Origin of the sequence: Streptomyces sp. NBC_01288, from assembly GCF_035982055.1 — a bacterium.
Lineage (GTDB): Bacteria > Actinomycetota > Actinomycetes > Streptomycetales > Streptomycetaceae > Streptomyces.
This window is the reverse complement of record NZ_CP108427.1, coordinates 4,177,342-4,202,106: the sequence shown is the minus strand read 5'-3', so window position 1 is coordinate 4,202,106 and position 24,765 is coordinate 4,177,342. Positions and strand designations below refer to the sequence as shown.

Annotated in this window: 25 protein-coding genes; 21 read left to right on the top strand and 4 right to left on the bottom strand. The window is 68.3% G+C overall.

The features are described 5' to 3' along the window. Positions 1-13: 13 nt before the first annotated feature. From rpsE to truA, 13 genes are all read left to right on the top strand, one after another. The gene (rpsE, locus tag OG194_RS18290; RefSeq protein WP_006376045.1) at positions 14-619 is read left to right on the top strand and encodes a 30S ribosomal protein S5; all 606 of its coding nucleotides are present in this window, start codon (positions 14-16) and stop codon (positions 617-619) included. Further along, entirely contained in the window at positions 619-801 is a 183-nt protein-coding gene (gene rpmD / locus OG194_RS18285) for a 50S ribosomal protein L30 (RefSeq protein WP_006376032.1), read from the top strand. The genes rpsE and rpmD overlap by 1 nt, the downstream gene beginning before the upstream one ends. A 2-nt stretch (positions 802-803) precedes the next feature. After that, on the top strand, positions 804-1,259 hold the full coding sequence (rplO, locus tag OG194_RS18280) for a 50S ribosomal protein L15 (protein ID WP_019055527.1): 456 nt from the start codon (positions 804-806) through the stop codon (positions 1,257-1,259). A 256-nt stretch (positions 1,260-1,515) separates the two neighbouring features. Then, entirely contained in the window at positions 1,516-2,829 is a 1,314-nt protein-coding gene (secY, locus tag OG194_RS18275; RefSeq protein ID WP_318018231.1) for a preprotein translocase subunit SecY, read from the top strand. Continuing rightward, positions 2,829-3,494: an adenylate kinase gene (locus tag OG194_RS18270; RefSeq protein ID WP_026150164.1), complete on the top strand. Its 666-nt coding sequence runs from the start codon at positions 2,829-2,831 to the stop codon at positions 3,492-3,494. The genes secY and OG194_RS18270 overlap by 1 nt, the downstream gene beginning before the upstream one ends. 130 nt (positions 3,495-3,624) lie before the next feature. Beyond that, the gene (map, locus tag OG194_RS18265; RefSeq protein ID WP_327401910.1) at positions 3,625-4,461 is read left to right on the top strand and encodes a type I methionyl aminopeptidase; all 837 of its coding nucleotides are present in this window, start codon (positions 3,625-3,627) and stop codon (positions 4,459-4,461) included. 248 nt (positions 4,462-4,709) lie between these two features. After that, entirely contained in the window at positions 4,710-4,931 is a 222-nt protein-coding gene (gene infA / locus OG194_RS18260; protein WP_003948620.1) for a translation initiation factor IF-1, read from the top strand. Positions 4,932-4,990: 59 nt separating this feature from the next. Beyond that, on the top strand, positions 4,991-5,104 hold the full coding sequence (gene rpmJ, locus OG194_RS18255) for a 50S ribosomal protein L36 (protein WP_003998809.1): 114 nt from the start codon (positions 4,991-4,993) through the stop codon (positions 5,102-5,104). A 205-nt stretch (positions 5,105-5,309) separates the two neighbouring features. Further along, positions 5,310-5,690 (top strand): 30S ribosomal protein S13, encoded by a 381-nt coding sequence (rpsM, locus tag OG194_RS18250; protein WP_019055531.1) that lies wholly within the window; start codon positions 5,310-5,312, stop codon positions 5,688-5,690. 69 nt (positions 5,691-5,759) lie between these two features. Beyond that, complete coding sequence (rpsK, locus tag OG194_RS18245) at positions 5,760-6,164, top strand: 30S ribosomal protein S11 (RefSeq protein WP_006376016.1); 405 nt, start codon at positions 5,760-5,762, stop codon at positions 6,162-6,164. 114 nt (positions 6,165-6,278) lie between these two features. Then, positions 6,279-7,301, top strand: a complete 1,023-nt coding sequence (locus OG194_RS18240) for a DNA-directed RNA polymerase subunit alpha (protein ID WP_019055532.1) — start codon at positions 6,279-6,281, stop codon at positions 7,299-7,301. Between the two features lie 83 nt (positions 7,302-7,384). Beyond that, complete coding sequence (rplQ, locus tag OG194_RS18235) at positions 7,385-7,879, top strand: 50S ribosomal protein L17 (protein ID WP_327401909.1); 495 nt, start codon at positions 7,385-7,387, stop codon at positions 7,877-7,879. A gap of 126 nt (positions 7,880-8,005) precedes the next feature. Next, positions 8,006-8,851, top strand: coding sequence for a tRNA pseudouridine(38-40) synthase TruA (truA, locus tag OG194_RS18230; RefSeq protein WP_327401908.1), 846 nt, complete (start codon positions 8,006-8,008; stop codon positions 8,849-8,851). Between the two features lie 63 nt (positions 8,852-8,914). On the opposite strand, the gene OG194_RS18225 is transcribed toward truA, so the two are convergent. Beyond that, entirely contained in the window at positions 8,915-9,790 is an 876-nt protein-coding gene (locus tag OG194_RS18225) for a hypothetical protein (RefSeq protein WP_327401907.1), read from the bottom strand. Between the two features lie 369 nt (positions 9,791-10,159). Between OG194_RS18225 and rplM the strand changes: the two genes are divergently transcribed. The 3 genes from rplM to glmM all read left to right on the top strand — a co-directional run bounded on the left by rplM (position 10,160) and on the right by glmM (position 12,794). Continuing rightward, on the top strand, positions 10,160-10,603 hold the full coding sequence (gene rplM, locus OG194_RS18220; protein ID WP_013001400.1) for a 50S ribosomal protein L13: 444 nt from the start codon (positions 10,160-10,162) through the stop codon (positions 10,601-10,603). A gap of 46 nt (positions 10,604-10,649) precedes the next feature. Further along, positions 10,650-11,177: a 30S ribosomal protein S9 gene (gene rpsI, locus OG194_RS18215; protein ID WP_019055538.1), complete on the top strand. Its 528-nt coding sequence runs from the start codon at positions 10,650-10,652 to the stop codon at positions 11,175-11,177. A gap of 258 nt (positions 11,178-11,435) precedes the next feature. After that, positions 11,436-12,794: a phosphoglucosamine mutase gene (glmM, locus tag OG194_RS18210; protein WP_327401906.1), complete on the top strand. Its 1,359-nt coding sequence runs from the start codon at positions 11,436-11,438 to the stop codon at positions 12,792-12,794. Between the two features lie 399 nt (positions 12,795-13,193). Here the strand turns inward: glmM and OG194_RS18205 are convergent, their stop codons facing one another. The 3 genes from OG194_RS18205 to OG194_RS18195 are packed head-to-tail and all read right to left on the bottom strand — an operon-like array spanning position 13,194 to position 16,514. Continuing rightward, the gene (locus tag OG194_RS18205) at positions 13,194-14,135 is read right to left on the bottom strand and encodes a DUF389 domain-containing protein (protein ID WP_327401905.1); all 942 of its coding nucleotides are present in this window, start codon (positions 14,133-14,135) and stop codon (positions 13,194-13,196) included. Positions 14,136-14,182: 47 nt separating this feature from the next. Then, entirely contained in the window at positions 14,183-15,058 is an 876-nt protein-coding gene (gene coaA / locus OG194_RS18200; RefSeq protein WP_327407124.1) for a type I pantothenate kinase, read from the bottom strand. Beyond that, positions 14,985-16,514: a hypothetical protein gene (locus OG194_RS18195; RefSeq protein ID WP_327401904.1), complete on the bottom strand. Its 1,530-nt coding sequence runs from the start codon at positions 16,512-16,514 to the stop codon at positions 14,985-14,987. The genes coaA and OG194_RS18195 overlap by 74 nt, the downstream gene beginning before the upstream one ends. A gap of 195 nt (positions 16,515-16,709) precedes the next feature. Between OG194_RS18195 and glmS the strand changes: the two genes are divergently transcribed. The 5 genes from glmS (at position 16,710) to OG194_RS18170 (ending at position 24,755) form a co-directional block, all read left to right on the top strand. Then, complete coding sequence (gene glmS, locus OG194_RS18190; protein WP_327401903.1) at positions 16,710-18,557, top strand: glutamine--fructose-6-phosphate transaminase (isomerizing); 1,848 nt, start codon at positions 16,710-16,712, stop codon at positions 18,555-18,557. A gap of 436 nt (positions 18,558-18,993) precedes the next feature. After that, a complete protein-coding gene (locus OG194_RS18185; RefSeq protein ID WP_327401902.1) occupies positions 18,994-19,404 on the top strand; it encodes a hypothetical protein in 411 nt (136 codons plus the stop codon). A 202-nt stretch (positions 19,405-19,606) separates the two neighbouring features. Then, complete coding sequence (locus tag OG194_RS18180; RefSeq protein ID WP_327401901.1) at positions 19,607-22,258, top strand: LuxR C-terminal-related transcriptional regulator; 2,652 nt, start codon at positions 19,607-19,609, stop codon at positions 22,256-22,258. A 172-nt stretch (positions 22,259-22,430) separates the two neighbouring features. Continuing rightward, positions 22,431-24,296, top strand: a complete 1,866-nt coding sequence (locus OG194_RS18175) for a hypothetical protein (RefSeq protein ID WP_327401900.1) — start codon at positions 22,431-22,433, stop codon at positions 24,294-24,296. 87 nt (positions 24,297-24,383) lie between these two features. Beyond that, positions 24,384-24,755, top strand: coding sequence for a holo-ACP synthase (locus OG194_RS18170; RefSeq protein ID WP_327401899.1), 372 nt, complete (start codon positions 24,384-24,386; stop codon positions 24,753-24,755). The last annotated feature ends 10 nt before the right edge of the window (positions 24,756-24,765 follow it).

Below are 24,765 nucleotides of genomic sequence, written 5' to 3'. Positions count from 1 at the left end.
GAGAGGTAATCCAATGGCTGGACCCCAGCGCCGTGGAAGCGGTGCCGGTGGCGGCGAGCGGCGGGACCGGAAGGGCCGTGACGGCGGCGCTGCTGCCGCCGAGAAGACCGCGTACGTTGAGCGCGTAGTCGCGATCAACCGCGTCGCCAAGGTTGTCAAGGGTGGTCGTCGCTTCAGCTTCACCGCGCTCGTCGTGGTGGGCGACGGTGACGGCACCGTCGGTGTCGGTTACGGCAAGGCCAAGGAGGTGCCGGCCGCGATCGCCAAGGGTGTTGAAGAGGCCAAGAAGCACTTCTTCAAGGTCCCCCGTATCCAGGGCACCATCCCGCACCCGATCACGGGCGAGAAGGCCGCGGGCGTCGTCCTGCTCAAGCCTGCTTCCCCCGGTACCGGCGTCATCGCCGGTGGCCCGGTGCGAGCTGTCCTGGAGTGCGCCGGCGTTCACGACATCCTGTCGAAGTCGCTCGGCTCGTCCAACGCGATCAACATCGTGCACGCGACCGTGGCGGCCCTCAAGGGCCTGCAGCGTCCCGAGGAGATCGCGGCCCGCCGCGGTCTGCCCCTTGAGGACGTCGCCCCCGCGGCTCTGCTTCGTGCACGTGCGGGAGCGGGTGCGTAATGGCTCGCCTCAAGGTCACGCAGACGAAGTCGTACATCGGCAGCAAGCAGAACCACCGTGACACCCTGCGGTCTCTTGGTCTCAAGGGGATCAACACCGTGGTCGTCAAGGAGGACCGCCCCGAGTTCCGCGGAATGGTTCACACCGTCCGCCACCTCGTGACGGTTGAGGAGGTCGACTGATCATGGCGGAGAACAACCCGCTCAAGATCCACAACCTCCGTCCTGCCCCGGGCGCCAAGACCGCCAAGACCCGTGTGGGTCGTGGTGAGGCGTCGAAGGGTAAGACGGCTGGACGTGGAACCAAGGGCACGAAGGCCCGTTACCAGGTTCCGGAGCGCTTCGAGGGTGGCCAGATGCCCCTCCACATGCGTCTCCCGAAGCTGAAGGGTTTCCGTAACCCGTTCAAGACCGAGTTCCAGGTCGTGAACCTCGACAAGCTGGGCGCGCTGTACCCCGAGGGTGGCGAGGTCACCGTTGAGGGTCTCGTCGCCAAGGGTGCCGTTCGCAAGAACAGCCTCGTCAAGGTGCTCGGCCAGGGCGAGATCTCCGTGGCGCTGCAGGTTTCGGTTGACGCCGTCTCCGGCTCCGCCAAGGAGAAGATCACTGCCGCGGGCGGTACGGTCACCGAGCTCGTCTGATATTTCGGACCGAGCCTGACCAACGTCGGCATCAGCGGCCGGGGTTGGCCCTCTAGCGAGGGTCGACCCCGGCCGTTTTTTCAGTAGTCGTGACTCATGGGACGTTCGATCGGTATCCCCTAGGGGCGTTGATGTAGGTAGGCTGTGCGGCTGGTACCCAGCGTCGTCTTGGCATGCCGTAATCTCGTTCCACAGGCCATCAACCACACTTAGTCGTCACCTCACGCGCACACGCGCGGGGGTCGCAGGAGGCACCGTGCTCACCGCGTTCGCCCGGGCGTTCAGGACACCCGACCTGCGCAAGAAGCTGCTCTTCACGCTCGGGATCATCGTGGTGTACCGGGTCGGTACGCACGTCCCGATCCCGGGCGTCGATTACAAGAGCGTCCAGACCTGTATCGACGTCTCGAACGGCAACCAGGGTCTGTTCGGTCTGGTCAACATGTTCAGCGGTGGCGCGCTGCTCCAGATCACGATCTTCGCGCTCGGCATCATGCCGTACATCACCGCGAGCATCATTCTGCAGCTGCTGACCGTGGTGATCCCGCGTCTGGAAGCCCTCAAGAAGGAGGGGCAGGCCGGTACGGCGAAGATCACGCAGTACACGCGTTATCTGACCGTGGCGCTCGCCATCCTCCAGGGCACCGGTCTGGTGGCCACCGCCCGCAGCGGCGCCCTCTTCTCGGGCTGCCCGACGGCGAATCAGATCGTCCCGGACCAGTCGATCTTCACCACCATCACCATGGTGGTCTGCATGACCGCCGGCACCTGCGTCGTGATGTGGCTCGGTGAGCTCATCACCGACCGCGGCATCGGCAACGGCATGTCGATCCTCATGTTCATCTCGATCGCCGCGACCTTCCCGTCCGCTCTGTGGGCCATCAAGAAGCAGGGCACGCTGGCCGGCGGCTGGATCGAGTTCGGCACCGTCATCCTCGTCGGCCTGGTGATGGTCGGCCTCGTGGTCTTCGTCGAGCAGGCCCAGCGCAGGATCCCGGTCCAGTACGCGAAGCGCATGATCGGCCGCCGTTCCTACGGTGGTACGTCGACCTACATCCCGCTGAAGGTCAATCAGGCCGGTGTGATTCCGGTCATCTTCGCGTCGTCGCTGCTCTACATCCCGGCTCTGGTCGCTCAGTTCTCCGGCGGTACGTCCACCTGGAAGACCTGGATCCAGACCAACCTGACCAAGGGTGACCACCCGATTTACCTGGTCAGCTACTTCCTGCTGATCGTTTTCTTCGCGTTCTTCTACGTGGCGATCTCGTTCAACCCCGAGGAAGTCGCGGACAACATGAAGAAGTATGGTGGCTTCATCCCGGGCATCCGGGCTGGCCGGCCCACCGCTGAGTACCTGAGTTACGTACTCAACCGGATCACCTGGCCGGGTTCGCTGTATCTGGGTCTGATCGCTCTCGTACCGACGATGGCGTTGGTCGGTTTCAACGCAAGCGGCAACTTCCCGTTCGGCGGGACCAGCATCCTGATCATCGTGGGTGTCGGTCTTGAGACGGTGAAGCAGATCGAGAGCCAGCTCCAGCAGCGCAATTACGAAGGGTTCCTCCGCTGATGCGAATCGTCCTCGTCGGGCCGCCGGGTGCCGGTAAGGGAACGCAGGCTGTGCGCCTCGCCAAGACGCTGCACATCCCGCACATCTCCACGGGCGACCTCTTCCGTGCCAACATCAGTCAGGCCACGGAACTCGGCAAACTGGCGAAGTCCTACATGGACGCGGGCAACCTGGTCCCGGACGAGGTCACCATCGCGATGGCCAAGGACCGCATGGAACAGCCGGACGCCGTCAACGGCTTTCTGCTGGACGGTTTCCCGCGCAATGTGTCGCAGGCCGAGGCGCTGGACGAGCTGCTGAAGACCGAGGACATCAAGCTGGACGCGGTCCTCGACCTGGAGGTCTCCGAGGACGAGGTGGTCAAGCGCATCGCCGGCCGCCGCATCTGCCGCAAGGACTCCAGTCACGTCTTCCACGTGACGTACAGCCCGCCGAAGCAGGACGGCGTCTGTGACGTCTGCGGCGGCGAGCTGTACCAGCGCGACGACGACTCCGAGGACACGGTCCGCACGCGGCTGGAGGTCTACCACACGCAGACCGAGCCGATCATCGACTACTACAAGGCCCAGGGCCTGGTGGTCACGATCTCCTCGCTCGGTCCGGTGGACGAGATCACGCAGCGGGCGCTGGACGCGTTGCAGCGCGAGGACGAGAGCGCGAAGTAGTCAGCTGACAGTTCCGGCCGCGGTGCCCACAGGGGTGCCGCGGCCGTACTGTTGTGTACAGCCATTTTGAGTACGGCCTTTGAGTACGGCCATTCCTTTGTGTCGCGGAAGACGGAGAGCGCAGGCCCCCATGGTGCAGATCAAGACCCCCGAGCAGATCGCCAAGATGCGCGAGGCGGGGCTGGTCGTCGCCGCGATCCACGCGGCCACGCGTGAGGCGGCCGTACCCGGCGCCAGCACGAAGGATCTGGACGAGGTCGCCCGCAAGGTCCTCGCGGACCACGACGCGAAGCCGAACTTCCTCGGCTACGGCGGCTTCCCCGCGACGATCTGCACCTCGGTGAACGAGGTCGTCGTCCACGGCATCCCGTCCGACGAGGTCGTCCTGAAGGACGGCGACATCATCTCCATCGACTGCGGCGCGATCATCGACGGCTGGCACGGGGACGCGGCGTACACGGCGTTCGTGGGGACTGGGCACGCCCCCGAGCTTCTTGAACTGTCGCGGGTGACCGAGGGGTCGATGTGGGCCGGGATCGCCGCGATGAAGCTCGGGAACCGGCTGGTGGACATCTCCCGGGCGATCGAGACGTACATCCGGCGGCAGCCGAAGCCGGGTGGGGGCAAGTACGGGATCGTCGAGGACTACGGCGGTCACGGCATCGGTACCGAGATGCACATGGACCCGCACCTGTTGAACTACGTCGAGAAGCGGCGGGGGAAGGGGCCGAAGCTGGTGCCGGGGTTCTGCCTCGCCATCGAGCCGATGGTGTCCCTGGGTACCCCGAAGACCGAGGTTCTCTCGGACGACTGGACGGTCATCACGACGGACGGGACGTGGTCCTCGCACTGGGAGCACTCGGTTGCTCTGACCGAGGAGGGGCCGCTGGTGCTTACGGCTCCTGACGGTGGTAAGGCGAAGCTGGCCGAGTATGGGATCACGGCTGCGCCGGATCCGCTCGCGTAGTTGCTTGTTTGCCGGCCCGGTGGGGGCTGGGCGCGCAGTTCCCCGCGCCCCTTTGGGGCGCGTCCCGTGAGGGTGTTTATCCCCTCGCGTGCTTAATGATCTCCGTCTTCGGGCATCCTTCCTCGATTCGTCTTTCCGAGTGGCCTGACGTAGACTGACTCGTCGGCTCTCGTGCAGCCGCATGTCCGCATGCACCCCGTAAGGGGACGCACTGAGTCGATCAAGGTAGTCGATTCGAAGGGCGAAGCGTGGCCAAGAAGCAAGGTGCCATCGAGATCGAAGGCACTGTCGTCGAGTCTCTCCCGAACGCCATGTTCAAGGTGGAGCTCCAGAACGGCCACCAGGTCCTGGCACACATCAGCGGCAAGATGCGTATGCACTACATCCGCATCCTCCCTGACGACCGGGTCGTGGTGGAGCTGTCTCCGTACGACCTGACGCGTGGCCGGATCGTCTACCGCTACAAGTAGATCTTGCCCGGGTTCCGCGCAAGCGGCGCCGAAGGCAACTGACCCGGAGAACCTCACCAATGAAGGTCAAGCCGAGCGTCAAGAAGATCTGCGACAAGTGCAGGGTGATCCGCCGTCACGGTCGGGTCATGGTCATCTGCGAGAACCCGCGCCACAAGCAGCGCCAGGGCTGACGCAGGACCTTCCCTCTGCATCTTTCGCAGAGTTTCGCGCGACGCGAGCAATACATGTTCATACGCAGGACCCGGGCGTAGTAGGCGCCCGACACCCCCGGCTCGGAGGCTGGGGACCCACGCCGTACCAAATCTTCCGCGGAAGAGGCCGGCGGCTGGGATCCGGTTCTGCGGAAGACCTCCGAAGATCAACTGGAGCCATTGAATGGCACGCGTTTCCGGTGTCGACATCCCGCGCGAAAAGCGCGTGGAGGTCGCCCTCACCTACGTGTTCGGCATTGGTCGGACCCTTTCCCAGCTGACGCTGGCCGAGACCGGCATCGACCCCAACACCCGCGTTCGCGACCTCTCGGAAGAGCAGCTCGTCGCGATTCGTGAGTACGTCGACGCCAACATCAAGACCGAGGGTGACCTCCGTCGCGAGATCCAGGCCGACATCCGCCGCAAGGTGGAGATCGGCTGCTACCAGGGTCTCCGTCACCGTCGTGGTCTGCCCGTTCGCGGTCAGCGCACCAGCACGAACGCTCGTACCCGCAAGGGTCCGCGTCGCGCCATCGCCGGCAAGAAGAAGCCGGGCAAGAAGTAGTCCGCAGCGGACAACGCTTCACCAGCGGTCTTCGCTGTAGGACCGACCACCTCCCCGTAGGAGTAATAGATGCCCCCCAAGGGTCGTCAGGGCGCTGCCAAGAAGGTGCGCCGCAAGGAAAAGAAGAACGTCGCTCACGGCCACGCGCACATCAAGAGCACGTTCAACAACACGATCGTCTCGATCACGGACCCCGCGGGCAACGTGATCTCCTGGGCCTCCGCCGGCCACGTCGGCTTCAAGGGCTCGCGCAAGTCCACCCCCTTCGCCGCGCAGATGGCCGCCGAGTCGGCCGCCCGTCGCGCGCAGGAGCACGGCATGCGCAAGGTCGACGTCTTCGTGAAGGGCCCGGGCTCGGGTCGCGAGACGGCCATCCGTTCGCTTCAGGCGACCGGTCTTGAGGTCGGCTCCATCCAGGACGTCACCCCCACCCCGCACAACGGCTGCCGTCCGCCGAAGCGCCGCCGCGTCTGACGCACGGTTGTCTCAGGTTTCGGGCGGTATGGCCTTTCGGGGTCGTGCCGCCCGTACCCTTGTAGCACTCAAGGACATCAAATAGTGGGTGTCCATGACTGAAGGACTCACCTCATGCTGATCGCTCAGCGCCCCTCGTTGACCGAAGAGGTCGTCGACGAATTCCGCTCCCGGTTCGTGATCGAGCCGCTGGAGCCGGGCTTCGGCTACACCCTCGGCAACTCCCTGCGTCGCACGCTCCTCTCCTCGATCCCCGGTGCCGCCGTCACCAGCATCCGGATCGACGGCGTTCTGCACGAGTTCACCACCGTGCCGGGCGTCAAGGAGGACGTCACCGACCTGATCCTCAACATCAAGCAGCTGGTCGTCTCCTCGGAGCACGACGAGCCGGTCGTGATGTACCTGCGCAAGCAGGGTCCGGGTCTGGTCACCGCCGCCGACATCGCGCCCCCGGCCGGTGTCGAGGTGCACAACCCCGACCTCGTCCTCGCCACGCTCAACGGCAAGGGCAAGCTGGAGATGGAGCTCACGGTCGAGCGTGGCCGCGGCTACGTCTCCGCCGTGCAGAACAAGCAGGTGGGCCAGGAGATCGGCCGTATCCCGGTCGACTCCATCTACAGCCCGGTGCTGAAGGTCACGTACAAGGTCGAGGCCACGCGTGTCGAGCAGCGGACCGACTTCGACAAGCTCATCGTCGACGTCGAGACGAAGCAGGCCATGCGGCCGCGCGACGCCATGGCGTCCGCCGGTAAGACCCTGGTCGAGCTGTTCGGTCTCGCCCGCGAGCTGAACATCGACGCCGAGGGCATCGACATGGGCCCGTCCCCGACGGACGCCGCCCTTGCCGCTGATCTCGCCCTGCCGATCGAGGAGCTTGAGCTCACCGTTCGGTCGTACAACTGCCTCAAGCGCGAGGGCATCCACTCCGTGGGTGAGCTCGTGGCTCGTTCCGAGGCCGACCTCCTGGACATCCGCAACTTCGGTGCGAAGTCCATCGACGAGGTCAAGGCGAAGCTGGCCGGCATGGGCCTGGCCCTGAAGGACAGCCCGCCCGGATTCGACCCGACGGCCGCTGCCGACGCCTTCGGCGCCGACGACGACGTGGACGCGGGTTTCGTGGAGACCGAGCAGTACTGATCGGTTGTTGCCGGTGAGCATCCGCTCACCGGGTCCTGACCCCGGTACCTGATACGGCCGGGGCAGATACCAAGGAGAAAGACATGCCGAAGCCCACCAAGGGTGCCCGTCTGGGCGGCAGTGCCGCGCACGAGAAGCTGCTTCTCGCGAACCTCGCGAAGGCGCTCTTCGAGCACGGCCGTATCACCACCACCGAGGCGAAGGCCCGCAAGCTGCGGCCGTACGCCGAGCGTCTGGTCACCAAGGGCAAGAAGGGCGACCTTCACAACCGTCGTCAGGTGCTCCAGGTGATCACGGACAAGAGCATCGTCCACACGCTCTTCACCGAGATCGGCCCGCGCTACGAGAACCGTCCCGGTGGCTACACCCGTATCACCAAGATCGGTAACCGTCGTGGCGACAACGCGCCCATGGCTGTCATCGAGCTGGTCGAGGCGCTGACCGTCGCGCAGGCTGCGACCGGTGAGGCCGAGGCCGCGACCAAGCGTGCCGCGAAGGACACCGAGGCTGCTGCCCCGGTCGAGGTCGTTGAGGACGCCAAGCCGGTTGAGGCTGACGAGGAGTCGAAGGACGCGTAAGTCGTCTTTTGGCTGCCGGTCCGTCGTGGCTGGTCGCGCAGTTCCCCGCGCCCCTGAAGGGGCGCTTCAGTGGGCCCGTTCCTTCTTGGGACGGGCCCGCTTTTGTGTACCTGAAAGGATCTCGGTGTGAGTGATGAAGTAGCGGCCGGGTTCGTACGCGTACGACTCGACCTCTCCTACGACGGGACCGCGTTCTCCGGGTGGGCCAAGCAGGCCGGGGGGCGGCGGACCGTGCAGGGGGAGGTCGAGGACGCGTTGCGGACGGTGACGCGGTCGGGGGCGGTGGCGTACGACCTGACCGTGGCCGGGCGGACCGATGCCGGGGTGCATGCTCGGGGGCAGGTGGCGCATGTCGATCTGCCGGGGGAGTTGTGGGCGGAGCACCGGGAGAAGCTGCTGAAGCGGCTTGCGGGGCGGTTGCCGAAGGATGTGCGCGTGTGGGGCGTGGCGGAGGCTCCCGAGGGCTTCAACGCGCGGTTCGCGGCCCTGTGGCGGCGTTATGTGTATCGGGTGGGGGACCGGCCGGGGGGCGTGGACCCGTTGCTGCGGAATCATGTGCTGTGGCACGACTGGGAGTTGGACGTCGATGTGATGGACGCCGCTGCCAAGTCCCTTGTGGGGGAGCATGACTTCGCCGCTTATGCGAAGAAGCGTGAGGGCGCGTCCACGGTTCGGGAGATTCTTGACTTCGGGGTGACGCGGCGCGCGGACGGTGTCGTCGAGATCGAGGTGCGTGCCGATGCCTTCTGCCATAACCAAGTGCGGTCCATGGTCGGGGCGTTGGTGTTCGTCGGCGACGGCCATCGGGGCGCCGAGTGGCCGCGGAAGGTGCTGGACGCGCGGGTGCGGGACAGCGCCGTGCATGTCGTACGGCCGCACGGGCTGACGCTGGAAGAGGTCGCTTATCCGGCCGACGAGGGGCTCGCGGAGCGGCAGTTGCTGGCCCGGCGGGTGCGGGGGGCTCTGCACTGAGGCCGGCCAAGTGGGCGTGCTGGGCGCCAACTCCCGGTGGCGCCCAGCTTGTTACTGCGCTTGTTACTGCGCCGCCGCCGAAGCCTGGGCCTCGCCGCGTGCGCGGATCTGGTCGAAGGCGAACTTGCCCAGGTCGTCGCCGATCGTGAAGACCTTGGTGTCCTTCGCCGTCACATCCGTGCCGCTGGTGAAGCCGGCGACCGTGAAGTAGGCGTAGCGGCCGTAGGCGTTGGTCGTCGTACGGCAGATCGCGCCGTCGCAGAAGGCCTTGACGCCCTTGCCGGACAGGGACCTGACGGCGCTCTTGGTGTCCGCCTGGGCCTTGGCCTTGGTCGCCTGTGCCTCGGTGTCGAAGAGGGCCACACCGACCGTGACCGCGATGTTGTCCTTGATGTAGGAGACCCGCATGAGGCGGGTGCAGCCGTTCGCGGTGAGGATCTTGGGGAGGGTGCCCGAGGCGACCGAGGCGCAGTTCGTGGTGTCGGCCGTCGGGCCCTTCTTGTACACCGTCGAGGCGACCGTCAGCTGGGTGCCCGGGAAGAGGGTCGCGGGGCTGAGCGGTGCCGTGTCCTTCGCCTTGCTGGAGATGAACTCCTCGGGGTCCAGCGGCGGGGGCGCGCTGGTCGGCGCGAAGGACGGCGAGGTGGCGTCGGCGCTGGGCACGGAGGCGCTCGCGGGCAGGTTCGTGGGCTTGCCCGACGCGCTCGTGTCGTCGTTCGCCGACATCACGGCCATGGCCACGGCTGTTCCGACGGCGACCGTCGCGAGCGCGCCGCCGACTATCAGCAGCAGTCGCTTACGTCTGTTGCGCGTCTCCGCCTGGTCGGCGAGCGCGGCCCAGTCCGGGGTCTCGTCGTCGACGCTGCCGCCCCATGGCTGCTGCGAATTGGGTTTCCAGGGATCCCACTGGGACTGGGGTCCCCCCTGTCCGAAGCTCATGGGTCGCATCCTAGACGGGGCGACGGCGGTACCGGTGCGCCTCAATGAGGCCTGTGGCGACTGACGTTGGGGATGTCACGGTAAGTATTTCCGCCGTTGCTTTCCGCATCTGTTCTGGTCGCGTTCTGCGCCTGTTCTGGTCACGCCGACCTCGTTTTGACCCGTCCGGTGCGGCGCGGGTACTCTTACGGTTTGTTATGCGTATCGGCTTGGTCGCTCTCAGGCGAGAGGCCCTTACGTAGGTTCCCTGGAGCAGTTTCCAGTGGGCGGCATACGGGCTTCGTCCCCGGCCATTGTCGTCCCCAGCTGCACGATCGCTTCAGTGATGCCATGTGTCAGCACCCATCCACTGAAGAAGAAGGCTGCGAAGTGCGTACGTACAGCCCCAAGCCCGGCGATGTGACTCGCCAGTGGCACGTCATCGACGCCCAGGACATCGTCCTCGGCCGTCTGGCTACCACTGCTGCGAACCTCCTCCGCGGCAAGCACAAGCCGACCTATGCCCCGCACATGGACATGGGCGACTTCGTCATCATCATCAACGCCGACAAGGTTCACCTGTCCGGCAACAAGAAGACCCAGAAGCTGGCGTACCGCCACTCCGGTTACCCGGGTGGTCTGCGCTCCGTCCGTTACGACGAGCTGCTGGCGAAGAACCCCGAGAAGGCCGTCGAGAAGGCCATCAAGGGCATGATCCCCAAGAACACCCTGGGTCGTCAGATGATCAGCAAGCTGAAGGTCTACTCGGGCGACCAGCACCCGCACGCTGCCCAGCAGCCGGTGCCGTTCGAGATCACCCAGGTCGCGCAGTAGTTCCGGCCACACACCCCCTAAGACAGAAAAGAATCTGAGGAGAACCGTGGCCGAGACCACCGTTGAGCAGCCGGTCGAAGAGACCGAGACCGAGCTCGTCGACATCGAGAGCTACACCACCGAGTCCGACGTCCCCGTCGAGGGTGAGTACACGTCGGAGTCGCTCGCCGGCCGCTTCGGCGACCCGCAGCCCGCCGCCGGCCTGGGCCGCCGCAAGAACGCCATCGCGCGCGTTCGCATCGTGCCCGGCACCGGCAAGTGGAAGGTCAACGGGCGCACGCTTGAGGACTACTTCCCGAACAAGGTCCACCAGCAGGAAGTCAACGAGCCCTTCAAGGTGCTCGAACTCGACGGCCGCTACGACGTCATCGCCCGCATCTCGGGTGGCGGCGTCTCCGGTCAGGCCGGTGCCCTGCGCCTCGGCGTGGCCCGCGCGCTGAACGAGGCCGACGTGGACAACAACCGCGCCGCGCTCAAGAAGGCCGGTTACCTCCGTCGCGACGACCGTGCGGTCGAGCGCAAGAAGGCCGGTCTCAAGAAGGCCCGCAAGGCCCCGCAGTACAGCAAGCGCTAAATCGCGCCTGCGGTCTGTACTCCGAACGCCCCGGCGGCACGCCACTCGTGCCGCCGGGGCGTTCGTTTATCACAGCCGGGGGCGTATAACGGCACAAGACGCTCAAAGGCTTGTGTGATCGGATGATCAGGCATCGTATGCCTGGAATCCAGGACTTCAGCTTTGCAGGACTTCAGTTTCGTAGGACCTCAGTTTCGTAGGACCTCAGCTTTGCAGGACTTCGGCCTTGCAGGACTTTCGCCTTCCTCAGGAGGACAAGTGGGACGACTCTTCGGCACGGACGGCGTGCGCGGTGTCGCCAACGTGGATCTGACGGCCGAGATGGCCCTCGGGCTCTCCGTCGCGGCGGCGCACGTACTGGCCGAGGCGGGCACCTTCGCGGGCCACCGGGCGACGGCCGTGGTCGGACGGGACCCGCGCGCGTCCGGGGAGTTCCTGGAGGCCGCGGTGGTCGCGGGCCTCGCCAGCTCGGGAGTGGACGTACTGCTCGTCGGTGTGCTGCCCACCCCCGCGGTGGCGTATCTCACCGGCGTGCTGGGCGCCGACCTCGGAGTGATGCTCTCCGCGAGCCACAACGCGATGCCCGACAACGGACTGAAGTTCCTCGCGCGCGGCGGGCACAAGCTCGACGACGAGCTGGAGGACCGGATCGAGAAGGTCTACGACGAGCACCGCACCGGCGCCCCCTGGGACCGCCCGACCGGCTCGGGCGTCGGCCGGGTCCGGCACTACAGCGAGGGCTTCGACCAGTACGTCGCCCACCTCATGGGCGTGCTCCCGAACCGGCTCGACGGGCTGAAGATCGTCCTCGACGAGGCGCACGGCGCCGCCGCGCGGGTCTCCCCGGAGGCGTTCTCGCGGGCCGGCGCCGAGGTCATCACGATCGGCACGGATCCCAACGGGCTGAACATCAACGACGGTTGCGGCTCGACCCACCTGGGGTTGCTCAAGGCCGCCGTCGTCGAGCACGGCGCCGACTTCGGCATCGCGCACGACGGTGACGCCGACCGCTGCCTGGCCGTGGACCACACCGGTGAAGAGGTCGACGGGGACCAGATCATGGCCGTGATCGCGCTGGCGATGCGGGAGCGTTCCGCACTGCGCTCCGACACCGTCGTCGCGACCGTCATGTCGAACCTGGGCTTCAAACTGGCCATGGAGCGTGAGGGCCTGACGCTCGTCCAGACCGCGGTCGGCGACCGCTACGTCCTGGAGGAGATGAAGGAGCACGGCTACGCGCTGGGCGGCGAGCAGTCCGGCCACGTCATCATCCTGGACCACGCGACCACCGGCGACGGCACGCTGACCGGCCTGATGCTGGCGGCCCGGGTCGCCGACACGGGCCGCACGCTCAAGGACCTCGCGTCCGTGATGACGCGGCTGCCGCAGGTGCTCATCAATGTGCCGGACGTGGACCGCACGCGGGTCGGCACGTCTGCCGACCTGGCGGCCGCGGTCGCCGAGGCGGAGCGTGAACTCGGTTCCACGGGGCGGGTGTTGCTGCGTCCGTCGGGTACCGAGCCGCTGGTGCGCGTGATGGTCGAGGCCGCCGACATCGACCAGGCTCGGTCGGTGGCGGGGCGGTTGGCGGATGCGGTGAAGTCGGCGCTGGGGTAGGTGGCTTGGGCGGGTGCCGTCGGGGTGACGTCCGGTTCAGTGGGTTGAGCTGGTGCCGTGAAGCCGGTGTCCGGGCGGGTGAGCTGAGCCGGTGCCGCTGAGGTGGCGACCGGTTGGGTGAGCTGAGCCGAGTCGATGTTGTGGAGTCGGTGCTCGGCTGGGTGAGTTGTGTCGGTGCCGTGGGATCGGTGCTCGGTCGGGTGAAGTGAGCGGACGTCGTCAAGTGGCCGTCCGGCTGGGTGGGTTGGCTGGGCGGATGCCGCCGAGGTGGTGTCCGGCTCAGTTGGTTGAGCGGGGGCCGTTGGGCCGGTGCTCGGTTGAGTCGGCTGGGCGGATGCCGTGAAGCCTGGCATCCAGTTCGGTGAGTTGAGTGGATGCCGCCGTGAAGTCGGCGCCTGGCTAGGTGAGTTGGGTGGTGCGCTCGCGCTGCCAGGTCCAGAAGGTTTTCTGGGCCAGCAGTGTGAGCGTGCCGGCCAGCACGATGCCGCCCAGGTTGGCCAGGAGTTGCCAAGTGGAGCCCCACGTCTGGGAGTAGTCGCGGTAGCTGAAGGCGACGGCGGCGTTCGCGGCGGCCGGGACGGTCGTCACCGAGATCGCCACGCCGATCAGGGCACCGGACTTGGCGGACGTCAGGGACAGGGTGCCCGCGATGCCGGCCAGGAAGGCCACGACGAAGGACATCCAGTCGGGCTTCCAGATGAAGGCGGTGTTGGGCCGCGCGGCCTCCACCATGGACTTCTCGAACAGCCCGAGGGTGTCCAGCAGCCAACTGAAGCCCACCGTAAGGACCATGGCCGCCGCGAACCCGGCGAGCAGCGCCCACAGCGACCGCCACACCAACTGCGGAGCCTTCCGCACCAGCGCCGTCGAGATCCCGGCGAGCGGCCCGAACTCCGGTCCTACGGCCATCGCGCCCACGATCAGGATCGCGTTGTCCAGCATCACACCGCAGGCCGCGAGCATGGTGGCGACGGTGAGGAACGCGACGTAGGTGACGGTGAGCGTCGACTCCTCGTGCGTCGCGTCGGCGAGGTGCTCCCACAGCACGGCGTCGGCACCCTCGCCGGGCGCCTCGTCCTCGGCCCGGTCGGCCCGCTCCGACAGCGACAGGTCGATGTTGTCGACGGCGATGGAGCCGGTCCGGTCCAGCTCCAACTCCCGTAGCGCGCCGATGAGTTCGTCACCGGCCTCGCGGGCGACATCGCACATGACGACGTCGCCGGTCGGGTTGCGGGCGGCGCCGGTCATGACGACGAGGTGTGCGGTGCCGACGGTCGTCTCGATGAGCCGGACCACGTCGTCGGTCTTGTCGGCGGGGGTGATGAGGCGCAGGTGCAGCATGACGCCTTTTTAACAGGCGGCGCGGGTGGGGCTGTACGGCTGCCGGGTTACAGCTTGCGCAGGCTGAGGCGTTGGACCTTGTGGTCGGTGCCCTTGCGGATGACGAGGGCGGCGCGGCCCCGGGTGGGGGCGATGTTCTCCACCAGGTTGGGCTTGTTGATGGTGCGCCAGAGCATGCGGGCGTAGTCGACGGCCTCGTCCTCGGAGACCTGGGTGTACTTGCGGAAGTACGAGTCCGGGTTCTGGAACGCGGTGGCGCGCAGCTTGCGGAACCGGTTCAGATACCAGCGCTCGATGTCCTCGGCGCTCGCGTCGACGTACACACTGAAGTCGAAGTAGTCGGCGAGCCCGACGCGGGTCCGGCCGTCCTTGCCCGGGAGCGCGGGCTGGAGCACGTTGAGCCCCTCGACGATGAGGATGTCGGGGCGGCGGACGGTGAGCCGCTGGTCAGGGACGATGTCGTAGATGAGGTGGGAGTAGACGGGCGCGGTGACCTCGTCCTTGCCCGCCTTGATGTCGGCGACGAAGCGGGTGAGCGCGCGACGGTCGTACGACTCGGGGAAGCCCTTGCGCGACATGAGCCCGCGCGCCTCCAGCTCCCGGGTGGGCAGCAGGAACCCGTCGGTGGTGACCAGCTCGACGCGGGGGTGCTCGGGCCAGCGGGAGAGCAGCGCCTGGAGGAGGCGCGCGACGGTCGACTTCCCTACGGCCACCGACCCCGCGACGCCTATGACGAACGGCGTGCCGGACTGGGAGCCCTGTTCGCCCAGGAAGGTGTTCAGCGCGTTTCTCAGGCCGTCCGTGGCGCCGACGTAGAGGTTGAGGAGTCTGGACAGCGGGAGGTAGATGTCACGCACCTCGTCGAGGTCGATGACATCGCCCAGGCCGCGCAGCTTCTCGACCTCCTCGGCGGTGAGCGGCAGCGGCGTCTTGTCGCGCAGCGCGCTCCACTCGGCTCGGGTGAGGTCGACGTAGGGAGTCGCCTCCGGCTTGTGCCGGTGGGCGCTCCGGGGCATCGGGGAGACCGGAGAGATCACAGTCCATTGTTAACGGAGTTTGAACGGGGTGGTGGGTGGGGTGCGTCACGTGGGGAGGGTCGGGGTGTTCGACGGCGTCCGGTACATGGTCCGCGCCGTAGCCGAACTGCTCGCCGAGGACCCGGTAACCGGCGTACCGGGTCATGGTGAGCGGTACGGACAGCACGTTGAGCAGGCGGAGGAACAGGCGGTAACCGAGGTCGGGGTCGGCGTAGGCGACGACCTCCCTCAGGGCGTCGACCGCGGCCGCGCCCGGGATGCCCAACCGGTGGGCGCTGACGGTGCGGGTCGCCAGATCCGGGGTCGCCTCGCCGATCGCCGCCAGCACCGGCTGGGTGAGCGCGGTCCGGACCGGTCCTACGGCGGGTGTGTAGGAGGGGGCGACGTCCCTCAGCCGCTCCTCGCTCACCTCCGCGACCAGCCTGAGCCAGTCCCGCCCGTCGATGCCGAGCTGGTCGATGTCGAGGCCCCGGCCCGACACGGTCAGCCAGAGGGTGCTGAGGGTGTCCGCGCTCAGCGGGGAGTTCAGGAGGCGGGAGGCGTCCTCGAACAGCATCGCCGCCGCTGTGCCCGGGGTCTCCGCGGAGTCGTCGGCCGCCGCGCCGCACGCCAGGCCCTCCCGTGCCGTGGGCTCCCCCCGGTAGCCGGAGAAGCGCTCCGCCAGTGCCGAGAAGCCGAAGTCTCCCGAGCGGTCGGGCCGGGTCGGGTCGATGGGCGGCCACTGGATGTCGAGGCCGTCGTAGACCAGTGGTCCTGGATAGTCGAGTTTCGTGTCGAGCTCCATGAGGCGGTCGTACTGCTCCTTCGCGACCGGTACGGTCCACGCCTTCAGGATGCGGAGGAGGAGGCGGAAACCGAGGTCCCCGTCGGCTTCCCTGGCGATGTCCTCCAGGGCCTCCGGAACCGTAGCCGGCAGAGAGGTGGCGACCCGTATCTCCGTGATGACGGCTTCGCGCACCTCTTCTTCCGCGAGTGCGGGGTGAGGGCGCTCGGGCCAGTACACCTGGCGCCTCTTCCGGCGCCGGGCCGGGTACAGGTCCGCGAGCCGGGTCAGCCAGGTCCGGAGGTCCATCCCGAAGTCCGCCGGGTCGAAGCGCTCGTGCGTGGCCGCCGGCCAGGCCGCGCGGAGTGTCCCGTCCGGCAGGCCGGAGTCCAGCAGACAGCGGATGTCCGTGCCGAGTTCCACGGCGCCTTCGCCCTCGCAGTCGGCGGCCATCTCCGCGGCGCACTCCAGTGCCCGTACGACGTCGGGCGCGGTGGCCGAGGCCGGCCTCCCGGTGAGCGCGCTGAGCCCGAAGTCGTCCTCGTAGAGCTCGAAGTACCGCTCGCGCTGTCTTGTCATGCAGGGTGCCCTGTCGCTGTCGCTGTCGCTGTCGCTGTCTCTGCGTCTGTTTCTGTCTGCCGGCCGTGGCTGTTCGTCCAGGGAAGGGTATGGGTTCCGTACTTCGCGGTCACGGCTGTCGATCATGGCCGTAATTTCCGAAATCGGGCACGAAGTGCCGTGTTCAGACGGGGTCCGGCGCCTAGGCTGCGGCGCATGTGCGGAATCGTGGGATACGTGGGGTCGCAGTCGGCGCTCGATGTGGTGATGGCCGGGCTGAAGCGGCTGGAGTACCGGGGGTACGACTCGTCGGGTGTCGCCGTGCTCGCGGACGGCGGGCTGGCGGCGGCCAAGAAGGCGGGGAAGCTCGTCAATCTGGAGAAGGAGCTGGTCGATCATCCGCTGCCGGCGGGGTCGACGGGCATCGGGCACACGCGCTGGGCCACGCACGGCGGGCCGACGGACGCGAACGCCCACCCGCATCTCGACAACGCGGGGCGGGTCGCGGTCGTCCACAACGGCATCATCGAGAACTTCGCCTGTCTGCGGGCCGAGTTGGCGGAGCGCGGGCACGATCTCGCCTCCGACACGGACACCGAGGTGGTCGCGCATCTGCTGGCCGAGGAGTTCTCGGGGTGCGCGGATCTGGCGGAGGCGATGCGGCAGGTGTGCCGGCGCCTGGAGGGCGCGTTCACGCTGGTCGCCGTGCACGCGGACGAGCCGGATGTGGTCGTGGGCGCGCGTCGTAATTCGCCGCTCGTGGTCGGGGTGGGGGAAGGGGAGGCCTTTCTCGCCTCCGACGTCGCCGCGTTCATCGCCCACACGCGCTCCGCGATCGAGCTGGGGCAGGACCAGGTCGTCGAGCTGCGCCGGGACGGGGTGACCGTCACCGGGTTCGACGGGGCTCCGGCCGAGGTGCGTTCGTACCACGTCGACTGGGACGCGTCCGCCGCGGAGAAGGGCGGCTACGACTACTTCATGCTCAAGGAGATCGCCGAGCAGCCGAAGGCGGTCGCCGACACGCTGCTGGGCCGCATCGACGCGTCCGGCCTGCTGTCTCTGGACGAAGTCCGCATCCCCGTCCATGAGTTGAGGGAGATCGACAAGGTCGTCATCGTCGCGTGCGGTACGGCCTTCCACGCCGGGATGATCGCCAAGTACGCCATCGAGCACTGGACGCGGATCCCGTGCGAGGTGGAGCTGGCGAGCGAGTTCCGGTACCGGGATCCGATCCTGGGCGCGCGGTCCCTGGTCATCGCCATCTCCCAGTCCGGGGAGACGATGGACACGCTGATGGCGCTACGGCACGCGAGGGAGCAGGGCTCGAAAGTCCTGGCCATCTGCAACACCAACGGGTCGACGATTCCCCGTGAGTCGGACGCGGTGCTGTACACGCATGCCGGGCCCGAGGTCGCCGTGGCGTCGACGAAGGCGTTCCTGACGCAGCTGGTGGCGTGTTATCTGGTCGCGCTGTATCTCGGCCAGGTCCGCGGCACCAAGTGGGGCGACGAGATCCAGGCCGTCATCCGGGACCTGTCGCAGATCTCCGGTGAGGTCGAGCGGGTGCTGGAAACGATGGAGCCTGTACGGGAGTTGGCGCGGTCGGTGGCGTCGAAGAACACCGTGCTGTTCCTGGGCCGGCATGTCGGTTATCCCGTTGCTCTCGAAGGCGCCCTGAAACTGAAGGAGTTGGCGTACATGCACGCCGAGGGCTTCGCGGCGGGGGAGTTGAAGCACGGGCCGATCGCGCTGATCGAGGAGGGGATGCCGGTGGTGGTGGTCGTGCCGTCGTCCCGTGGGCGGTCGGTTCTGCACGACAAGATCGTGTCCAACATCCAGGAGATCCGGGCGCGGGGTGCGATGACGATCGTGATCGCGGAGGAGGGGGACGAGACGGTCGTCCCGTACGCCGACCACTTGATCCGGATCCCGGCCACGCCCACGTTGCTGCAACCGCTGGTGGCGACCGTGCCGTTGCAGGTGTTCGCCTGTGAGCTGGCCACGGCTCGGGGGAACGAAGTGGATCAGCCCCGGAACCTGGCGAAGTCGGTGACGGTGGAGTAGGGCTCGCTCTTCAGGGCTTCCCTGAAGCTTCAGAGCTTCCCCGAAGAGGGTGAAGGCTCCGGTCGGGAACGTGAGGGTGGCCCTGGCCGGGGTCTTGGAGTCGCGGATGCGAGGGCATCGGCAAGGCTTACGGCCGGGCGGCCCAACATCCCTGTCAGCACGCGACGTTGACGTTGCGTCAGGCCGCCCACGAAGACCGCCGCGTCGGCTGCCTCGACCTCGACTGGCAGGGCCGGCGCGTGGTGTTGGGCCGTTCCCGCTCCCGTGCGACGAGCGGGACGCCGGTCGCCGGTCGCGCCTTCGGGCCTGATGCATGGGCTTCAGGCTGGTTGCGCTCCGCTGAAAGCGCGCTGAGGGCGTCGTGAAACCGGGTGGGCGCAGGCTCTGTTCCAGAAGGAAGCCGATGCGGAACTGACGAACACAGGAGCACATCACCATGGGTATCAACCTCACCGACCAGGACAAGCTCACCCTCCGTACCGCCGCGTACGGTGCCATCACCCTCATGGCCGCCGCCGGTGCCACCACCGGCTCGCCGCACCGGATCGCCACCCAGGGCAGCCTCGCCCTGGCCTCGGCGACCGGTCCGGTCGGGTACGTGCTCGCCGAGAACTCCAAGATCCCGAACCTGAACGGCAAGTCAGTGGCCGAGATCGCCGACCAGGTGCTGCCGGCCCTCACCACCGCCATGAGCCTGCTCAAGAAGCAGGACCCGGCCGAGGCCGACAACTTCCGCGGCACCGTCCTCGTCGCCCTCGAAGCGGCCGTCCGGCCCAAGAAGGGCGAGCCCGGCCCCGTCATGGTGGAGATGGTCCGCAAGATCACCGAAGCTCTCGACGCCGCCTGACCTTGCTGCACCGTGTTGTGCCCGGGTGCACCCGGGCACCCAGGACCCCCTCGGATTTTCAGCAGCCGGCCCCGTCCCGACGATGGCCCGAAACCCCGCCCCGGCGACGAGCCCCGACTGATGGGATGGGCTCGCGCCGTGCGGCATATGACGGGCCGCCGGGACGGGGACGGGGACGGAGACGGGGACGGGGGGAGCCGGGGTGCGGGACTGGGCTGGGCGTTGGCCGTTGGTGGGGCGTGGGGCGGAGTTGGAGTACTTCGCCGCCGCGCTGGAGGACCGGGGATGTCGTGGATTCGTCGTCGGCGGAGCGGCGGGCGTGGGCAAGTCGCGGCTGGCGGAGGAGTGTCTGGAGCGAGCGGCGACCGCGGGGTTCCGGGTGGGGCGGGCCACTGCCAGTGTCGCGGCGGGCGCCGTGCCGCTGGGGGCGATCGCCCATCTGCTGCCCGTCGGGGTCGACTTGACCGACCCCGTCGCCGGATTCGCCGCTGTCGCACGGGAGTTGGCCTCCGGGCCCGGGCGGCAGTGGGTGCTGTTCGTCGACGACATGCATCTGCTGGATGCCGCGTCGGCCGTACTGCTGCGGCAGTTGATGGACACCGGCGCGCTGCTGCTGATCGGCACCGTGCGCACCGGTGAGCCGTACGGGGAGGCCGTCGCCGCGCTGCGGGGCGTGGACTCGGTGTACCGGGTCGATCTGACCGTGCTGAGTCCCGAGCAGGTCGAAGTGTTGTTGCAGGCCGCGCTCGGGCGGCCCGTCGCCCGAAGAACCCTGCACGAGCTGTCGGCCGCCAGCGGTGGCAACGTGCTCTACCTGCGCGAACTCGTTCTCGGTGCCCTCGCCGCCGGGAACCTGACCGAGGACGGGGAGATCTGGCACCTGGTCGAGGACCGGTTGCCGGGTACCGCGCGGCTCACCGAGATGATCGGCGCACGGCTGGCCGCCGCCGACCCCGCGGGGCGCCCCGTGCTCGAACTCCTGGCGCTGTGCGAGCCGTTGCCCCTGGCGTACGCCGAAGCCCTCGCCCCGCCGCAGGTGACGGTGGCCCTGGAACAGGCGGGGCTGATCCGCGTCACGCAGGACCGACGGCGTACGACGGTGTCTCTGGCCCACCCCCTGTACGGCGAAGTGCTGCGCGCCGGGCTGCCGTTGCTGCGCCGCCGTGCCCTGCTCCTGGACCAGGCCGCCCGTGTCCAGGCGCGCGGCGCCCGTCGTCGCGGCGACCTGCTGCACATCGCGACCTGGCGGCTGGCCGCGACCGGCACCGCCGACCCGGCCCTCCTCACCCAGGCCGCCGTACTCGCCCGCCACGCCCACGACTTGCCCGGGACCGTCGCCCTGCTGGAAGCCGTGCCGGAGAGGCACCGGACCACCGCCACCGAACTGCGGCTCGGCGAGGCCCTGTTCGAGCTGGGCCGTTGGCACCGGGCCGAGACGACGCTCGCCGGGGCCGACGCCCTCGCCGCCGACGAGGAGGAAAGGCTCGCGGTCGCCCTCGTCCGGACGACGAACCTGTTGTGGAGCAACGCGCCCGTCGCCGAAGCACTCGCCGTCAACGACGCGGCCCGCGAACGGATCAGTAGCCCGGCCGACCGCCGCAAGCTCACCATCAACGAGGGATTCCTACGGATCGTCGGTGGCCGGCCCGCCGAGGGGCTGGCCCTGCTGGAGGATCTGGAGACCGACGTCGGCGCCGCCCCCGACGTCAACGCCTGGCTGCGCGGCGCCTGGATGAAGCCCGCCGCGCTGGCCCTGGTGGGCCGTACCGCCGAGGCCACCACCTGGGCCCGGCGCGCCCACGACGCGCACCGGCGGGTCGAGGAACGCGCCCTCGCCTCCCATCCCGCCTTCCAGCGCATCCCGCTCGTCCTCGCCCTCACCGAAGCCGGTGTCCCGGCCGCCGAGGTCTGCCGGGTGGGCGAGCCCGCCTACGCCGAACTCACCGCGGCCGGTTCCAGGGTGCGGATCTGGCTGGCGGTCCTCCTCGGCCGTACGCACTGGCTGGCCGGCCACCCCGCGACCGCCCGCCGCTGGTGGGCCGAGGCCGCCACCGTGTCCCGCTCCATCGACCACGCGATGGCCCTACGGCCGGTGCTCGGCGGGCTCGCCGCGTGTGCGGCCGTACTGGGGGATCTGGACGCGGCCGAGGCGACGCTCGCGGAGCATCGCGCGCTACCGCCCGTGGAACCGGGGCTGCTGTCCGCCGGGGAGGAACTCCTGGGCGAGGCCTGGCTGTTGGCCGCTCGGGGGCAGTTGGCACGGGCACGGTCCGTGCTCACCGCCGCGGCCGCCTCCGCCCGCCGCACCGGCCATGTCACCGGCGAGGCAATGCTGTTGACCGATGTCGCGCGGCTCGGCGGAGCCGAGGAGGTCGGCGGTCGGCTGGCCGAGCTCGCCTGGTGCTGCGACGGTGAACTCGCCCCCGCCCGGGCCCAGTTGGCGGCAGCGCTGGTCGCCGACGACCCGGACCGGCTGCTCCGGGCCGCCGACGCGTGCCAGGCCGTCGGCGCGGACCTGCTCGCCGCCGAGGCAGCGGCCGCCGCCGCGGCCGCCTGGCGCAGGGCGGACCGGTCCCGCCGCGCCGTCGCGGCCACCCGGCGCGCCGTCGCGGCCCGGGCCCGCTGCGAGGGCGCGCGTACTCCCCTGCTGGACACCGCCCAGGTCACCGCGCAACTCACGGCCCGTGAACGCGAGATCGCCCTGCTGGCCGCCGCCGGCAGCACCAGCAAGGACATGGCCCACACGCTGGCCCTGTCGGTACGCACCGTCGACAACCACCTCCAGCACGCCTACGCCAAGCTCGGCGTCACCACCCGACTCGAACTCGCCCGTGCTCTCGGGGTGGCTGAGTAACGGTTACTCATGCCCTGGCCCGGCGGCGCGGGCACGCTGTCCCACGGCGGCAGCGTTGTCGCCGGAACGCCCAGTTCTAGTCATCGGGGGACTACCCAATGGGCATGATCAGCACAACTGTGAGACTTCCGGGCCGTGTTGCCATCGCTCAGCCGCGGGCGGTGACCTACTGATGAGGCCGGCGCGAAGAACCGTCCTCACTGTCGTGGTGGCGGTGCTGTGCGCGTTGGTGAGTCCCGCGGTCGGTTGGGCGGACTCGGGCGGTGGGTCGCGTGCCGTGGTGGCGGCGTCGTCCGCCGTGGCGAAACGCCCGGCCTGGCAGGTGACGAGCGGGGTGCCGAGTCCGGGGCTTCCCGCACAACGGCGTGTGGCACCGTTGGCCTGTGACACGCACGCCGTGGGCAACTGGAGTTACACGGACCAGGCCGGTGCGCGGCACAACGGGATGAACATCCAGGTACAGGTGCGGGATCACCTCACCGGCGCGCTGGTCGCCGGGCTCACGAACTCCGCGGGCAACTTCGACATCTGTTTCGGCGCCGCGCAGTTCACGCAGCTGTACATCACGGTCAGGGCCGCGAACGCCGCGTGGCAGGTGCAGAACGGCACGGACGTCTACAACTGGAGTTCGCCGATCCGTGCCAATCCGGTGCCGGGCAGCACGGTGAACTTCGGCGGCACGGCCCCCGGCGACGCGGCGGGCAACCGAGCCGCCCACGTATTCGACGTGGGCAACGACGCGTGGCTGGGGATTCCGCATTCCAACGGCTGCTGGGATCCGAAGGACACCGTGTGTCGGCAGGTGCGGATCGACTGGGCGAACGACCGAACCAGCGGGATGGACCACTACGACCAGGTGGGCAACTTCGTGTCGCTGCTCTCCGCGACTCCGGACGCCCCGATGGAGGTCATGCACGAGATCGGCCATGCGCTGATGGACGACCTCTACAACGAGGCGTTTCCGTCGACCGTGGGTTGCCCCGCCATCCATCCGCCCAACAGGGCCACCACCGCCGTATGCGCATGGATCGAGGGATGGGCGACCTACTTCTCCCTGGCCATGAACCACACCTCGGTTTTTCTGTTCGGCAACGGCACGTCGATCGACTACGAGTTCGGTACCTGGGACGTCGACGGTCTCGACAACGGGGACGTGACGGAGCGGCGGGTCATCGGTGCACTGGTGGACCTCACCGACCCGGCCATCGCCAGCAGCGAGATCTGGGACGAGCACAATGACGTCTTCGGAATCATCTTCGCCACGCTCGCGCATCACGTCGACAACACGTTCGCGTCCTTCTGGAACAGTCGTGGTGCGGACGGGTTCGACGTGTCCGACTCCTCGCTGGGGTCGCTCTACCAGAACACGATCGACTACGGGTACCGCAGGCCATTGCTCGACGGCCGGGGCCAATCGCTCCCGCACTCCGCCCCGACGGACAATTTCGGGTTCAACACCGCGGTCGACGCGTGGTACGTGGTCGCGCTGCGGCCGTTGGGGCAGACCAACTACGACCTCAGGGTGTACGACGACCGGGCGCAGACCTCGCCGAACCTCCTCGCGAGCAGCGTTCTGGCCAAGCAGTCGGTCGATTTCGTCGCGATCGATTCGAACCTGCGGCCGGTGGGCGACTACTACCCACAGGTGGTCGAGGCCCAGGGGACCCATCAGTCCTACTACGTCGAGTACACGGCGGGCTTCCATACGTTGCAGCCGGCGTCCTCCAGCACGTTCCACCTCGACGACTCGCAGCCCGCCGCCGTGGAGGAAACGGTGCTGACCGCGGGTGTGCCGGTGACCATCAGCCTGACCGAGGCAAGCGCGATCTCGACCGCCAGCCTGTTCATCATGGGCGACGACCCGAGCACACCGTCGACGTTCGTCCAGGGCCGCGGCTCCGCGGTGGCGTCCGCTGTCGCGGACCCCATATTCGGCGGCCCGGTCTCCGTGACCTTCACACCGACACGGACCGGCCGCTACGGCGTCGTCGTCACGGGGGACAACGGCGGCGGCGACTACAAGCTGACACGCAGCTGAACCACAACCCGGGGGGATGGGGTGGCACGTGGCCTCGGCCACGTGCCACCCCCTTCGGCGTATCCGCGCCGTCATAGGGTGATCGGCATGAGCATCATCGGGGTTGGTATCGACGTGGCCGAGATCGCCCGGTTCGCGGCGTCCCTGGAACGTACGCCCGGTATGGCCCAACGCCTGTTCCTGGACAGCGAGTTGCTGCTGCCGAGCGGTGAACGCCGTGGGCCCGCCTCCCTCGCCGCCCGCTTCGCCGCGAAGGAGGCCCTCGCGAAGGCGCTGGGCGCGCCGGCCGGGCTCCACTGGACGGACGCCGAGGTGTATGTCGAGGACAGCGGGCAGCCCAGGCTCCGGGTGACAGGAACCGTCGCGGCGCGCGCGGCCGAGCTGGGGGTGCGGTCGTGGCATCTCTCGTTGAGCCATGACGCGGGGGTCGCCTCCGCCGTGGTCGTGGCCGAGGGCTGACGCCCCCCGG